We start from the raw sequence: 14,823 nt of genomic DNA on the forward strand, positions 1-14,823 counted from the left end.
GCCCGCCATGGATCATATTGAACAATTCAACAAGGAATCCCGGCAACTGCATCACCAGCGGGTATATTTTATCCTCCTAGCCGGCATTGTTGTGATGCTCCTGTTCGCCCTTCTTGACGCCCTCTTTGTTCCTCAATATTTCCAGGAATTTCTCCGATGCCGACTCTTTTCGGTCGGCATCGGCTTTCTGTTGCTCCTTGTCAATTATTATGACCGATCGCATCGCTGGACCTGGATCATCGGCTTTGCGGGGTACCTTTGTTTCGGCATCGTCATCCTCCTGACCTTGTACCGCCAGGGAGGTATTGTTTCGCCGTATTATGTCGGCCTGATTGTTGCCATGACTGTCTATACGGTCCTGGCGCCACTCACCGTTGTCCAAACCCTGATCAGCGGTTTTGCCCTTATTTTCCTTTACTTGATCTCCATTTTTTTCGTGGAAACACTCACTCCTTATCAATTGATCAATCTCTTCAGTCATCTCTTCTTCATGGTCTGTTTCGTCCTCATTGCCGCCACTCAGAGTTGGGCGGACACGGTCGCCCGAGGGCAGGAGTGCCTGCTACGGGCCGCGGAGAATGAGGCCGCAGAGGCTCTAGCCCACCAAGCCGGTACGCTGGAAAATGAAGTCAAAAGACGGGCTGGAGAACAGAAAGCCACGGAACAACACTACCAGGCCTTGTATGAGGCTATTGCCGACGATGTCGTTCTCATCACGGAGCACGGTCAGGTGCTTCAGGCCAACAGTTCTTATCAGCGCCATTTTTCAAAGGGTAAAACCCAGATAGAGAACTCGTTCCTCCAAGTGGTCAGCCCTAGGGATCTTGAGAAAATGCGTGCAGCACTGGCTGAAATCATCGGCAATGGCACACCCCTTGCCCACCTGCACCTCACCCTCGTCTCTGCCCAGGGTCTGCCCAGGGAATCGGAAATCAGCGGCGCCCTGCTCCGGCGCGGCGATAGAATCCTTGGCGTCCAACTGGTCATTCGCGACATCAGCGTGCGTAAACACCTGGAAAAACAATTGCTCACTTCATTAAGTATCATAAAGCAAACCGAAAACGCTGCGATTCTGGCGCTCGCCAAATTATCAGAATATCGTGACATCACTCCCGGCCATCACCTGGAGCGCATCCGCGAATATTGCAAGGCTTTGGCGGTCGAACTGGCCCGCCGCTGCCAGTTTGCAGAAACAATCACTCCGGGTTACATCCAGAATCTCTATCAGGGCGCCATTCTCCATGACATCGGCAGGGTTGCCATCGCCGACGAAATCCTCAGCAAAACCGGCCCGCTCTCGGAACGGGAAGAAGAAGCACTCCGCAACCATACCCTGAGCGGCGGCGATGTGATCAAGGCCATGGAAAAGGAAGCCAAAGGCAGCGGCTTCTTATCTCTGGCCAAGAATATCGCCTACTTTCATCATGAACGGTGGGACGGCCAAGGATATCCTTACGGACTGCGAGAAAACGAGATCCCTTTGGAAGCTCGAATCATGGCCCTGGCTGATGCGTATGAGGAGTTGACCGCCGCCATCGATCCGGAAAAGAGACTACCGCACCCTCAAGCAATGGGTGTGATCGTCAGAAGCGCGGGCCACCAATTCGATCCAGTCATTGTCGATGCCTTTGTCGTCAGCCAAGAAATTTTCGACCGGATTCGGCATGAACTGGCCGAACCGGCCTGACCTTCTGCTTGGTTAAAATTGAAAGAATTCGGCCTCGTGCCAGATCTTTTATGCTGAACGTTTCCCGAGGGCCATCCGGCAACATTTCCCTTGCCGTTCGAAAGCAAATACACTAAAACCATGAAGAATTAGCCAATCCGCGCATCCCGAGCGAGAGGTTTCCTTCTGGTGCGTACATCTGATTATCTGAGACTGGACAGCGATTTTCCTACGGAGGAGTAAATGATGAAAGCGAATATGATGCGTGCTCCGCTTATCAAATCAGCGGCTGTACTTTTGGTTTTTGTTCTACTGGCCTACTTGACCAGTGCGTCGCCCGAGGGGAGTGTCCTTAACTCCGTGGGCCTGATCATCATCGGCGCGTTTCGTTTTGTGCAGTGGCTTATTGCCATGGCTATCGGCATGGCAGTCTGCATAGCCTTTCTCATTGGCGTTTTCCTCTTTGCCGTCTCCTTGGTCAACAAAGAGACAGCTGCTTCCATGTATGAAGCGGTCAAGGGCTCGGTTGCCGCTCTTTGCCAACCGGTTTGCTCCCGTTTTGGTGCCTTCCAGTGCAAGGAGACCCGATGCGCCCCACCCGTGCAGGCAGCTGCTGCCGAAGGGCAACTCAAAGAGGATCTGCACACCCTCATCGCCGGTGAGGTCAAAAAGGTGACCGATAACCAGCAGGCGCTGAGTGCTCAATTCTCCGCCCTCAACAGCAAAATCGAGACGCTGGAAGAGAAGAGTGCAGATTTTGCCGTAGCCGGGCAACTGGAAGTTCTAGCCGCTGAAATCACCGCTTCCGGAAAAATTCTCGGAACTGTTCAAGAAAACGTGGCCACCCTCGAAGGCAAGATCAACAACACCGTTCAGCAACTGCAGGCCATTACCCCGGAAAAAATGATGGGCGAGATCCCGGCCCGTCTGGAAAAACTGGAGCAGGGCGGTGACGACAAGGGCTTTGATCCCGCACCGCTGACCGCATCCATCGAGAGTTTGCAAAAGGAGATGGAGGAGTTAAAGAAAAAGAACACCGGCAGCGGCAAGGCCAAGAAAAAAGCCTGACCCTGAGCAGACCATCCCGGCTGTTCCTCATCGGAACAACCGGTTGAATCAAGCCATCCCCGTCGCCCAACGGGTTGGCTTTTTTTTTATTTCTTGACCACCTCATGTGGAAGCAGCTCTTTGAAGTATTCGATCGAGGGAAAGTGACAGGAATACTGCACCCGCTGGCGACTGCTGGGTCGGGCGACGAAGAGCAGATGAGCCAGACCGTACTCCTGGGCGACAAAAAGCACCTTTTCGGTATCATCCACCAGCAGGGTTCGGGTTTTATCAAAATGCAACATCTGCTGCAGTCGTTCCCAGAATCCCGACTCCTCCTTGGCCAATCCAACCTCCTCGGCACAGACGACGCGATCGAACCAGGGACCAAGGGCGGTTTTTTCCAGCTTGATCGACAGGGTGCTGGAATGGGCATTGGTAATCAGATACAGCTTTTTCCCGGCCTTGAGGCAATATTCCAAAAATTCGATCACATACGGATGCACGCCGATCAGGTGATTGATCCGGAGCTTCAGCTCCTGTAAATCGATCCCCAGCTCACGTGACCAAAAATTGAGATCGGCCCAGTCCAGAGTATCTTTCACCTTATGATACCTGGTCAATAAGTGCTCTTTGGCTTCCTCGACCGGGATGTCGTGCACCAAGCTGTAATGCTCTGGAAGATACTGCTCCCAAAAATAGTCGTCGAAATGTTTATCCAAAATGGTTCCATCCATATCCAAAAGAACGGTGTCGATGGCATTCCAGGGGAGCAGGGGGAAAATCTTCTCACAAGGGGGCGGAGTGTTCATGGGGTTATCCCTTCAATGTTTGCAGTACTGACTGAATGCGGACAAAAAGATTTTCCTGGAGGGAGAAAGGCACAATCAGCCGCTGGTCTGGGGTGAGGCGAATGGCTTTGCCCGGTTTTTTCCGGTCAGGCTTCTGTTGTATCAGGCCGAGGAGGCGCTGCGGATCGACCGGCGGATTCGGAATAAACGAAAAAACAAGAGAATCAGGCCCCTGCTCCAGTTTACTGATGCCCAGAGCACGCAACTCCTGCTTAAGTGCGATGATCGTCAGCAGTGTCCGTGCTTCTGAGGGCAAGGGGCCATAGCGATCGGTCAACTCCTCTTCCAGATCGGTCAATTCTGCCTCGGTGCCGTTGTTGCCGGCAATCGAAAGACGGCGGTAGGCATGATAACGCTGACTGGTGTCTTGAATATAACTGTCCGGGAGAAAGGCCGCAACCTTCAGCTTTATCTCGGGATCGATGTCCGCCGCCGCGACCGTGACGTCGCCGCCTGCCAGAGCCTTGCGTTTCAAATCAGCAACCGTTGATTGCAGTAACTCCAGATAGAGATCGTAACCAACCGCGGCAATATGGCCGGATTGGGACACCCCGAGAAGGTTGCCGCCTCCGCGGATCTGCAGATCGTTCATGGCCAGCTTAAATCCGCCACCCAGCTCAGAGCAATCCATCAGGGCCCGCAGACGCTGCTGTGCATCCGTTGTCAGATGATCTAAAGAGGCGACCAGCAGGTAAGCATAGGCTTGCCGGGAGGAGCGGCCGACCCGGCCCCGCAGTTGGTAGATGTCAGCCAGCCCGAGATGATCGGCGCGGTTGATAATTATGGTGTTGGCATTGGAAATATCCAATCCGGATTCAATGATCGTGGTGCACACCAGGACATCAATCTCATGGTTGATGAAGCGCACCATGATGTCTTCAAGTTGCGGCCCCGGCATCTGCCCATGGGCCACACCAATTCGGGCCTGGGGAGCGAGGGCGGCAATGGTATCGGCCATGCGATGAATCGACTGCACCCGGTTGTGGACGAAAAAAAGCTGCCCGCCGCGTTCCATCTCCCGCGCCACCGCCTCACGAATGACCAGCTGATCATTCCGGGCCAGGAAGGTTTTCACCGAGCGCCGCTGCTGAGGCGGTGTCGAAATGACCGAGAGATCGCGGATGCCTAGCAGCGACATCTGCAGGGTCCGGGGAATCGGGGTGGCAGTGAGGGTGAGTACATCGACCGTTGCCTTGATTTTCTTGATCTTCTCCTTGTGGGTGACGCCGAATCGATGTTCCTCGTCGACGACCAGCAGGCCCAGTTTACTGAACTGGATGTCCTTGGAGAGAAGCCGATGGGTTCCAACCACCAGGTCGATCTTGCCGGCCGCCAGGTTGGCGACAATCTCTTTCTGTTGCTTGCTGGTCCGGAAACGGTTGAGGCAGGCTATCTCCACCGGGAAGGAGGCGAAACGCTCCCTGAAGGTGGCGGCATGCTGCTCGGCCAGCACAGTGGTCGGCACCAGGATCGCCACCTGACGTCCGTCCTCGATCACCTTGAAGGCGGCCCGGGCCGCCACCTCCGTTTTGCCGTAGCCGACATCGCCGCAGATAAGGCGATCCATGGGCTGATCGTGGGTGAGATCGTCAATCACATCATCAATGGCCTTGGCCTGCCCGCTGGTTTCATCGTAGGGAAAGGATTCTTCAAGCTGCCGGTAGAGATCGCCGGGGGGCGAAAAGCGGTGGCCCTGGCGCATGGCCCGTTGGGCATAGATGTCCAACAGCTCTTGAGCAATCTTCCACACCGCCTCGGTGACCTTTTTCTTGGCTGTCTGCCACCGTTGGGAACCGAGGCTGTCGAGTTTTGGCTCCTGATCGGTGAGCCCCTGATACCGGCTGACCCAATGGAGCCGGTCCACCGGCACGTAGAGTTTGTCGTCGTCTCGAAAGGCGATCAACATAAAATCCCCCCGTTGCCCGGAAAATTCCATATTGACCAGCCCTTGAAAGACACCGACACCGTGATCCCGGTGGACGACGATATCCCCTTGGCTCAATTGATCAATCTGGACAGACTCACCCTGCTCGCCGGCTCGTTTTCCCCGCCGCCCGCCATGGAGCCGCTTGTCACCAAACAGTTCGGAAGCGGAAAGAACGTGCAGGTGTTCCGAGAGGAGATCAAAGCCCTTGGACAGGGGTTGCTCAAAACAATAGATCAGACCTGGGTCCTGCAGGGCAGCAGGTTCAAAGGGCGGGGGAAGCAAGGTAGTCCGCAGCTGATAGTTGCCGAGCATCTCCCGCAGATGTTCGGCTTGCCGGGCCGAGCGGCAGGCAAGGACTATCCGCTCGTTCTCCTGCTGCCACAGGTGAATGCGATCAGCCAGGGGTGCCAGCAATCCGCGCTTTTTGCGTTGCAATTCGATTTCTTGGGCGAGCAGACTGTGATCGCTCGACGGCAGGGTCAGAGTCGGACCGGAATGATCCGGATCCGGCAGGGTAGCAAAGCGCGCCGCCAGCCGGGAGCCACAAGCCGTCTCCCATTCCGCTTCGGTGAGGAAGAGGTCATCCGGGGGAAGAACAGCCACATGCCGTTCTAAAGCCTCGAGGTAATTTGCCTGGATGCGGTCACGCACCAGTCGCATTCGCTGTTTGACCGCCAGGGGATCATGAATAATCAAAGAGCTCTCGGTTGGCAAATAGTCGAAAAGGGTCTGCACCCCCTCTCGGCCCCCATACAACAACGGCAGCATGAATTCCATGCCAGGGAATCGCTGCCCAGTGACGAACCGCTCGCGGATGGCGCGATGCTCATCTGACGACCAATTCTGCTGTCCAGCCGCTCTATCGACGGCGTCCTGCAGGGCTCCACGCTGGCCGCTCTTGGGAAACACCAGATCCGATGCTGGCACCAGCACAGCTTCACTGATCTCTTGCCGGGATCGCTGCGAGATGGGGTCAAAGAGCCTGATTGACTCCAGGGTGTCACCAAAAAAATCGAGGCGAAGTGGGCCGGCCTTGATGGCATCGAGACTGGGCGGATAGACATCGATAATGCCGCCCCGGAGGGATAAATCGCCTTCTTGTCGGACCATATCGCACATCTGGTAACCGGCAGCGAGCAGAGAGGTGATCAGTGCGTCCCGATCCGTCTCCTCGCCGGAAATGATCAGTTCACAGTGATCGCTAAGAGCCTTGGCTGGAAGAACTCGCCGGAGAACCGCCTCGGCTGAGGTGAGGACTATGCAGGGCTCACGGGCTTCCTGTAGTTGAAACAGGGTGGCCAACCGGGTGCAGACCGTGGCCGGATCTGGCGAGAGTGGCGTGTAAGGCGGGATTTCATAGCTCGGGTGGATGAACACCGGAACCTTGGAGAAAAAGGCGATATCCTGGGCAAGAATTTCGAGCTGTTCGTCGGCGGGCAGTAGACAACAGAAGGTTCGCTGGTGTGTTTCCACCGCCCTGCTGAGCAGCAGGGCGGTGGATGCGCCGTGGAGGCCGAAAATATCGGGGGGCGAACTGTTTTGACGCAGCCGCGGAAGGATCGACTGCATGGAAAGCGGTCAGGTCAAAGGAAAGCGGGGAGGATCAGAAGGTTCCGCCCATGCTGAAATCCCAGTTGGAGCTATCTTCGCCATCCTGCTTATCCAGATTGAAACCCCAGGCCAATCTGATCGGACCGAGCGGAGATGCCCACGAGATGCCGAGACCGGCTGTTTTCTTGTAATCGCTGAAATCCCAGCTATCATCTTCGCCAGGCATACCGCCGCCATAGACATTACCGAAATCATGGAAGATCTCACCGTCCATACCCATACTCTTGACGAGGGGGAAGATGATGGAGACCGTCCCATACCACATCTTGTCGCCGCCGATCTTATCACCGGTCAGAGGATCTATCGGACTGATGGAGGCAGACTCAAAGCCGCGAATCGAATTCATGCCGCCGAGAAAGAATTTTTCATACACTGGCAGCTTCCCGTCCTCATTCTCAAAGGCCTGGCCGGCAGCGCCCTTGACATGGAAAACCGTGCTCCAGAACATCGGGAAATACCAGGATGAGGCGGCCTCCACCTTAGTGAACTCGGCGTCACCGCCGAACGGCCCGCCCGCATAGGCAAGGTTGATGCTATTGCGCGAGCCTTTGGTCGGGGAGAAACTCTTGTCCCGAGTATCACGGACAAAGCCAACCTCGGGCATACTGAGCAGGTTGATATCCTTAGACTGGAGGATCGCCGAGGATACATTGGCATAATCGATATCGGTCAAATCGGTATTGGAAATGGTGTAGCCGTAAAAGATGCGCCACTCCTCGAACAGCGGGTGTCCCAACCGGGCGGTAGCGCCGGTGGAATCCTTGGTGAAATCGTCATACTCGCGCTCCCAGTTGAACAGGTCGATGCTGCCGGAGACCTGGGAATCATAGAGCCGCGGGTTGGTGAACTTCAAGTTGTAACGGGTACTCTTGCTGCTGGTACTTGCGGCCAAGGACAGCTTGTTGCCGGTACCGAAGATATTGTCCTCGGAGATTTCACCCATGAACAGGACATTCTCAGACGACGAATAGCCGGCGCCAATCTGGAAGGATCCGGTGGATTTTTCCTTGACGTCGACCACCACATCCATTTGATTTTCAGTCATGGTCGGTTTCGGCGTCACCGTCACCTCTTCAAAAAAGCCGAGACGGTTGAGTTTCTGGGTGGAGGTCCGAACAGCCTTGGAGTCAAAACGGCCCCCCTCCTCGACCTTGAGATCACGCCGGATAACGTTGTCGCGGGTGCGGGTGTTCCCCTGGATTTCCACACGATTAATGTAGGCCATGGCGCCCTTGTCGACGCGCAACATGATATCGACCTTCTCACCCGACTTGTTGACCTTGGGATTAACTTCGGCAAAGGCGTAACCCTGCTCGGAATAGAGATCGGTGAGCCGAGTGACGTCATCCCGTAGGACCTGACGGTTGAGATACTCCTCATCGCGAATTTTAAGGACGGCCAGCAACTCTTCCTTCCCTTTGATCAGATCACCCTCGATGTCGATGGTCCCGACCTTATAGCGAGAACCTTCATCAATGGGAAAGGTGACAAACAGTTCGTCCTCTTTCTGATCAACAATGGGTTCACCAACCTTGGCCTCAAGAAAACCATGATTCTGATAGAAGGAGGCCACCCGCTCGGCATCCTGCTTCAGGACGTCCATTTTCAATACACCGGCATCGGTCAACCAGGAAAGCCACCACTTGTGCGTACTGGTTTGAATCGCATCCTCAAGTTCGCCTTCAGAAAAACTCTTGTTGCCAGTAAATCCGATTTTTTCAATGGTAATCTTCCGGCCTTCCTTGATCTCGAAGCGAACCTCAGCGTTAGCGTTGGCGGGGGCACTTATTTTCGCAGCGACTTCGGTGTTATAATACCCTTTGGATTTGTACAGGTCTTTGACCTTTTGCACAGCTTCGTTGACTTTGGTGGGGTTAAGGATAGTGTTGGGGGTTATGCTGGCAGCGTCACGAACATCCTCTTCTTTGATCTCGGAGGCTCCGGTAATGACAACACTGCCAACGAGCGGTTTCTCCTCCACCCTAAAAATGATGTTCTTGCCCGCCTCGGTATCCTTGGCCTCGATCTCGACGTTGTCAAAATACCCCATGGCAAAAACAGCCTTAAGGTCCTGACGCAAGGTGGTAGGATCGTAGAGATCGCCGGGCTTGGTCGATATTTTTTGGAGAATGGCACCGGCATCGATCCGCGCGTTGCCAACCGGAGCGATGGAGGCAACTGTGCCGCTCCGGTTGGTATAGGCAAGCATGGCACTGACGATCTCACCGGTCACCTTGCCCAATCCCTCGATAGAATCGGCTTCCCGAAAGGCGGAATAAGGTGCTTTGGGGGCCAGTACGTCTATAATGGCACAATCGACGCTGATCCGGTTTCCCAATTTATTGAGGCTACCGATAACCACATAATCGGCACCAACGGATTCAACGGCTTTGCCGAGCGTTGCAGTTGACGGCGGCCAAGCACCATTATAATTGACGAGTTTTTCCGCCTGACTGCGCGGCATCATCTTCATCCCCTTGGCCATTGCTTCCCGTTCCAAGGCCTTGTCGGCTTGCCCCGTGACAGCAGCGGCGTCAGGAGCATTAATCTTGAACGGTAAGAAAAGCGTCTTTTGTTCCAGCGCCATGGAAACACCCGGAAGGGCAAGAACGCCAAACAGCAACGCACAGGACAAAAGCGCAAGGGCCAGAGGGGTACGACGAGTTCGTGATGTCGACGGCATGGGAAGGTTCCTATTTGAGTCTGTTCCTTTGACCAGCCATGCGCTTGCACGCAGCTACTGGTCAAAAGAGGGAATAAGCGGCGGTTTTCAGGCTACCGGTTGATCTCCTCGCAAATCGCGAGCATTATGACATGTTTCCTTGATTTTGCAAGAAATTCTGTCATCTCATGTTGTGGCGATTACGATATGCGAGCATGCAAAATCGCCAATTTCCCCCTTTCTTCCGAAACGGTGAGACATAACCACTCTTTCCGCGTCACCGCTGTACAGAGCCTTCATCAAGCAAACACTCCACCGCACCGTGCAGTTCCATCGCCAGCCCCTGCTTGTCGCCGGCCTTGAATTGGCCCATGGAAATCGGCGGGCCGACACGGATAATTATTTCGCCGCTGCGCGGAAGAAAGGTGCCTTTCGGCAAGACCTGATAGGAACCGTTGAATCCCAAAGGAACGATAGGCACACCGGCTTTAATGGCTAGCAAAACCGCTCCGGTTTTGAACTCCTGGAGCGTTCCATCGGCGCTGCGGGTCCCCTCCGGAAAAATAAGAACCGAGTTGCCTGCTGCTATCCGTTTGGCGGCTTCATCGAGGCTTTTTAAGGCTTGACGGCCATGAGTTCGATCAATGGGGATATAGCCAGCCCGATGCATGGCCCTCCCAAAAACCGGTATCCGGAAAAGTTCTTTTTTGGCAATCCAGCGAAAATCATGAGGGAAATACCCTTGAAACGAAAAGATATCGTATTGACTGCAATGATTCCCTGCAAAAATGTAGGTTTGCCCGGGATCAAGGTCCTCAGCGCCCTCCACCCTCACCCGGACGCCGGCAAGCCAGCACAATATTCTCCCCCAATAACGAGGGAAGACCTGGACCTTCACCTCTGATTTTCGTACCCACAGCAAATCGACCAGGGTAAGAACAGAAACAATTATGGTCAAAAACGGCGCCAAAATGAGGGTACAACTGCCTCGAATGATATGTTGCGGTGACATGCCTGCTGCCAATAGGTTTAAAGGAATCCGGTCATTGCGCCAAAAGCGGCCCGAAAAATGAAAATCGTGGCAAGGTACTTAGCAGGCACCCTGAAGAAGAGCAAGAAATTATAGCAGGAGTACGGCTCTGTTCGTGAAATGGTGCGGCCAGCGTACCAGGATTGACGGGAGACGTTTGATCGAATATATTCCTTCGCCTATCTCCTGCTCATCCATTGAGCGGCTTCATGCGCCTCTATAGAGATTTGTCACCCCATAAGGAGTCTATTGTGACTGCAGACATGATTACCATCAAAGCTGACGGCTCACTGAATGTTCCGGCCAACCCCATTATTCCCTTTATTGAAGGGGACGGAACCGGGCCCGACATCTGGGCAGCCGCCCGAAAGGTTTTGGATGCCGCAGTGGCAAAAAGTTACAAGGGCACGCGTACCATCGAATGGCTGGAGATCCTGGCCGGAGAAAAGGCCTTTCAGCAGACCGGTGAATGGCTCCCGCAGGAAACCATCGATGCCCTGAAAAAATATGTGGTCAGCATTAAAGGCCCCTTAACCACACCGGTCGGCGAGGGCATGCGCAGCTTGAACGTGGCCCTGCGGCAGGTGCTCGACCTCTATGCCTGTGTCCGGCCCGTCCGTTATTATCAGGGGGTTGTTTCTCCGGTCAAGGATCCGGGGCAGGTTGACATGGTCATCTTTCGGGAAAACACCGAAGATGTATATGCCGGCATCGAATGGCAGGCGGGCACGGAAAAGGCCGACCGGGTGATCGAATTCCTTCGGAACGAAATGGGTGCGCTGATTCGCGACAATTCAGGTATCGGTATCAAGCCGATCTCGGAATTCGGCACCAAGCGCCTGGTGCGCAAGGCGATTCAATTTGCCATAGATCATGGCCGCGATTCAGTGACTCTGGTCCACAAAGGCAACATTATGAAATTCACCGAAGGGGCCTTTCGCAACTGGGGATATGAGTTGGCAGCGGAAGAATTCGGCGACACCATCATTACTGAAGCGGCCCTTTGGGACCAATACAACGGCACAGCGCCGGAAGGAAAAATCGTCATCAAGGACCGGATTGCCGATGCCATGTTCCAGCAGATTCTCCTGCGCCCCAGTGAGTATTCGGTCCTGGCCATGCCTAATCTCAACGGCGATTACATGTCCGATGCCCTGGCAGCCCAAGTAGGCGGACTGGGCATCGCCCCTGGGGCCAACATCGGTGACGGGGTCGCCTTGTTCGAGGCCACCCATGGCACAGCTCCGAAATATGCCGGCTTGGACAAAGTCAATCCCGGCTCGATCCTTCTCTCCGGGGTGATGCTGCTTGAATATATCGGCTGGCAAGAAGCAGCCGATTTGATCAAAACTGCGATGGAGACAACCATTTCCCAAAAGACGGTCACCTATGACCTGGCTCGGTTGATGGAAGGAGCCACCGAGCTTTCCTGCTCTGCTTTTGGTAACGCCATAATCAATAATATGTAGTATTAGCGCAGACTACAGCGGATGCCCTCCCTTTTCGAGGCCATAAAAGATCTGCTGTTCCCTCCCCATTGCCTGGGTTGCCAGCAGCGGCTGGCTTCTTCCCGGCCGCCGCTTTTCTGTTACGACTGCGGCGCCAACCTTGCCTTTATCCGCTCTCCCCGCTGCCTCTGTTGCGGTATCCCCTTTGTCAGCGGGGCCGATCACCTCTGCGGCGACTGTCTCACCGGGAACCATGCCTTTGACATGGCGCGGGCCCTCCTCTATTATCGACCTCCAGCCTCCGACCTGATCCGCTCGCTCAAATTCAACGGCAACCTGGCTGGCATCACCACCTTTAAAGAACTGCTCACGGATGAAAAGCTGTTGGATGGTTTTGTTGAACCCGAGATCATCCTCCCCGTCCCCTTGCATCCAAGCAGATTACGGGAAAGGGGATTCAACCAGGCCCTGGTTATCGCCCGGGGCTGTTTGCCGAACTGGAAAGAAAAAATAGAAACGGGATTATTACGACGCCACCGCACGGCCACACCTCAATCACTGTTGAGCGGCAAGGAACGGCGAAGGAATTTGAACAATGTTTTTTCCCTGGTCGATCCAGAAAAGGTCGCGGACGCAAGGATTCTTTTGGTTGATGATGTCTATACTACCGGCAGTACGGTCAACGAATGCAGCAGGATGCTGCGCAGAGCTGGAGCAAAACGCATTGAGGTCTTCACCCTGGCGAGAAGCCTTACCCGCTAGCCCAAGAGCGCGAGCAGCGCAGGAGGGACTTCAGCACCTGCTCTTCTCGACAAAAGAGATCGAAGAAGAACACGTCTCGCAATGAACGGCGCTACGTACCGATTGAGTTCGTTTCGAACCTTGGAAAAAGCCCTACCAGGTTCGAAACTGACCGGAATCCAGGTGAATAAAACCAGCCCTGGGATAATACCCCACGCCACCGCTTTGCATCGCCATGGCGCATTGGTGTATCTGATCGATGTTAGCGCCGGAAAACTGGATATCGACAGCCTGCCCTTTCATATGCAGGCTATGGCTTGCGACTCCGCCACTGCTTCGTCTCAATCCTTTATTGGTTTTGGGGGAGCGATAACCGGAAATCACCTCGTACACCCCTTTGCTCCCCATTTCTCCCTGGATAGCCCAGAGGATATCCAGAAGCTTCGGGTCAATAACATGAACCTGTCCGGTCTGGTAATCGCGGAGAAATTGGTTGACCTGCATCAAGGCTTTGCGGTCGTATGCATTCCCCGAGGCATAGGTGAGAGTCAGTTCCTGCTGGGAACGGGTATGAAAAAAAGAAAGCGAGCGTTTTTCCAAAGCCTTTGCACAACTGATGGTCGGGACGGAAACAACGCCCAAGCCGAGAACGAGCTGGGTTGATTTTAAAAGAAAAGAACGACGGGACAAATTGGGTTGGGAATTTTTTTCTGTAACCATTTTCCTCTCTATTCAAGGGGTTATCAAGTTTGTCATCCAAACTGACGAACATCCGCGCTGAGTGGTTTCAGGCAAAATCAGGGCCCATTAAAAAGGAAAGACTTGCTCTTGTCAAGAATTTGAAGGAGAAAAAAGCAACCACCTCCAACAAGACAATGAAATTTCAACACGTTACGATCGATATTTTCTAGCATCAACTAAAAGCCGATTCTTTCAGAGGCAGTTTTTTGTCACTAGCCGCACATACTCTGGGCTGCACATTGCCAGGCGGGTGTCTTTTTTGTATTTTTAATAAAGGCATAATCCTATCTTTCCAAGATCAATCCAGGAGAATTGGTTATGCACATAGACCTCGCGACTCGGCCAAGGCCTTCTGGAATCGTTTTGAATGAGAGCCTACCCGAAGCATGGAAGGCAGCTGGAAATGGCATTGATTGAGCAGAACATGCTCACAGAGCAATACCTGACCGACGCATCGCTGACAGTGTCTGGCAAGGGGTTTATGCTGGGCTGGAACCAAAGAACAATCGACAGGCCAGAGTGAACTTGGTAATTGCCCGCGACGGATGCGCGGCTAAAATCGTCGCGATCTGTACCCGACTAGAGCGAGTTGACGAGACCCGAGGAGTATTTTCAGGATGAGGATAATTTCCGGTGGCCAGACAGGCGCCGATCAGGCGGCGCTCGATGCGGCCATAGCCCTCGACATTCCCCATGGCGGTTGGCTGCCCAAGGGGAGGAAAACCGAACAAGGTCCCTTGCCGCTACGGTACGACCTTCGGGAATCGGGTTCCTCCCGCTATAGGGACCGGACCGAAAAAAACATCCTTGCCGCCGACGGAACCTTGATCTTTTCCTTCGGCCCGCTGACCGGAGGGTCAGCCTTAACCGAAGCCCTGGCCATCCGCCACGATCGCCTTTTTCTTCATGTCGACTTTGAATTGATTGAGAGGAAACAGGCAGCAGCGCTTGTGGAAAAGTGGTTAAGAGACTGCCGGATCGCGGTTGTGAATGTTGCCGGTCCTAGGGCTAGCAACGAACCGCGGATCTACCAAGCCGTCTACTCCCTGTTAACCGGGATTCACTGGCCAGAGTGACCGTTCTCATGAACTCCATTTGG

The 14,823-nt window shown here is 54.2% G+C and carries 10 protein-coding genes; 5 read left to right on the forward strand and 5 right to left on the reverse strand.

Going from position 1 to position 14,823, the window contains the following annotated elements:
* The first annotated feature begins 7 nt into the window (after nt 1-7).
* Nucleotides 8-1,687, forward strand: a complete 1,680-nt coding sequence (locus tag ACHZCX_RS10045) for an HD domain-containing phosphohydrolase (protein ID WP_319587102.1) — start codon at nt 8-10, stop codon at nt 1,685-1,687.
* Nucleotides 1,688-1,909: 222 nt separating this feature from the next.
* Nucleotides 1,910-2,734, forward strand: a complete 825-nt coding sequence (locus ACHZCX_RS10050) for a hypothetical protein (protein WP_319587103.1) — start codon at nt 1,910-1,912, stop codon at nt 2,732-2,734.
* Nucleotides 2,735-2,820: 86 nt separating this feature from the next.
* On the opposite strand, the gene ACHZCX_RS10055 is transcribed toward ACHZCX_RS10050, so the two are convergent.
* The 4 genes from ACHZCX_RS10055 to ACHZCX_RS10070 all read right to left on the reverse strand — a co-directional run bounded on the left by ACHZCX_RS10055 (nt 2,821) and on the right by ACHZCX_RS10070 (nt 10,776).
* Nucleotides 2,821-3,525 (reverse strand): HAD family hydrolase, encoded by a 705-nt coding sequence (locus ACHZCX_RS10055; RefSeq protein WP_319587104.1) that lies wholly within the window; start codon nt 3,523-3,525, stop codon nt 2,821-2,823.
* 4 nt (nt 3,526-3,529) lie between these two features.
* A complete protein-coding gene (gene mfd / locus ACHZCX_RS10060) occupies nt 3,530-7,060 on the reverse strand; it encodes a transcription-repair coupling factor (protein ID WP_319587105.1) in 3,531 nt (1,176 codons plus the stop codon).
* A gap of 34 nt (nt 7,061-7,094) precedes the next feature.
* Nucleotides 7,095-9,785 (reverse strand): outer membrane protein assembly factor BamA, encoded by a 2,691-nt coding sequence (gene bamA, locus ACHZCX_RS10065; RefSeq protein ID WP_319587106.1) that lies wholly within the window; start codon nt 9,783-9,785, stop codon nt 7,095-7,097.
* 256 nt (nt 9,786-10,041) lie between these two features.
* Complete coding sequence (locus tag ACHZCX_RS10070; RefSeq protein WP_319587107.1) at nt 10,042-10,776, reverse strand: lysophospholipid acyltransferase family protein; 735 nt, start codon at nt 10,774-10,776, stop codon at nt 10,042-10,044.
* Between the two features lie 185 nt (nt 10,777-10,961).
* Here ACHZCX_RS10070 and icd point away from each other — a divergent pair, with 185 nt between their 5' ends.
* Together icd and ACHZCX_RS10080 are read left to right on the forward strand one after the other, a co-directional pair.
* Nucleotides 10,962-12,263, forward strand: a complete 1,302-nt coding sequence (gene icd / locus ACHZCX_RS10075) for an isocitrate dehydrogenase (NADP(+)) (protein WP_394708824.1) — start codon at nt 10,962-10,964, stop codon at nt 12,261-12,263.
* 21 nt (nt 12,264-12,284) lie between these two features.
* A complete protein-coding gene (locus ACHZCX_RS10080) occupies nt 12,285-13,004 on the forward strand; it encodes a ComF family protein (RefSeq protein WP_319587109.1) in 720 nt (239 codons plus the stop codon).
* 132 nt (nt 13,005-13,136) lie between these two features.
* Here the strand turns inward: ACHZCX_RS10080 and ACHZCX_RS10085 are convergent, their stop codons facing one another.
* Complete coding sequence (locus ACHZCX_RS10085; RefSeq protein ID WP_319587110.1) at nt 13,137-13,703, reverse strand: DUF882 domain-containing protein; 567 nt, start codon at nt 13,701-13,703, stop codon at nt 13,137-13,139.
* A gap of 638 nt (nt 13,704-14,341) precedes the next feature.
* On the opposite strand from ACHZCX_RS10085, the gene ACHZCX_RS10090 reads away from it, so the two are divergent.
* Nucleotides 14,342-14,800: a putative molybdenum carrier protein gene (locus ACHZCX_RS10090; RefSeq protein WP_319587111.1), complete on the forward strand. Its 459-nt coding sequence runs from the start codon at nt 14,342-14,344 to the stop codon at nt 14,798-14,800.
* Nucleotides 14,801-14,823: the final 23 nt, after the last annotated feature.

The sequence above is a fragment of the uncultured Desulfobulbus sp. genome (assembly GCF_963662935.2).
Taxonomy (GTDB): Bacteria; Desulfobacterota; Desulfobulbia; order Desulfobulbales; family Desulfobulbaceae; genus Desulfobulbus.

Excerpts from the sequence above, each read along its gene's own strand:
- ACHZCX_RS10045 (WP_319587102.1), top strand. The coding sequence starts at position 8 with ATGGATCATATTGAACAATTCAACAAGGAATCCCGGCAACTGCATCAC.
- ACHZCX_RS10050 (WP_319587103.1), top strand. The coding sequence starts at position 1,910 with ATGATGAAAGCGAATATGATGCGTGCTCCGCTTATCAAATCAGCGGCT.
- ACHZCX_RS10055 (WP_319587104.1), bottom strand. The coding sequence starts at position 3,525 with ATGAACACTCCGCCCCCTTGTGAGAAGATTTTCCCCCTGCTCCCCTGG.
- mfd (WP_319587105.1), bottom strand. The coding sequence starts at position 7,060 with ATGCAGTCGATCCTTCCGCGGCTGCGTCAAAACAGTTCGCCCCCCGAT.
- bamA (WP_319587106.1), bottom strand. The coding sequence starts at position 9,785 with ATGCCGTCGACATCACGAACTCGTCGTACCCCTCTGGCCCTTGCGCTT.
- ACHZCX_RS10070 (WP_319587107.1), bottom strand. The coding sequence starts at position 10,776 with ATGTCACCGCAACATATCATTCGAGGCAGTTGTACCCTCATTTTGGCG.
- ACHZCX_RS10080 (WP_319587109.1), top strand. The coding sequence starts at position 12,285 with ATGCCCTCCCTTTTCGAGGCCATAAAAGATCTGCTGTTCCCTCCCCAT.
- ACHZCX_RS10085 (WP_319587110.1), bottom strand. The coding sequence starts at position 13,703 with ATGGTTACAGAAAAAAATTCCCAACCCAATTTGTCCCGTCGTTCTTTT.
- ACHZCX_RS10090 (WP_319587111.1), top strand. The coding sequence starts at position 14,342 with ATGAGGATAATTTCCGGTGGCCAGACAGGCGCCGATCAGGCGGCGCTC.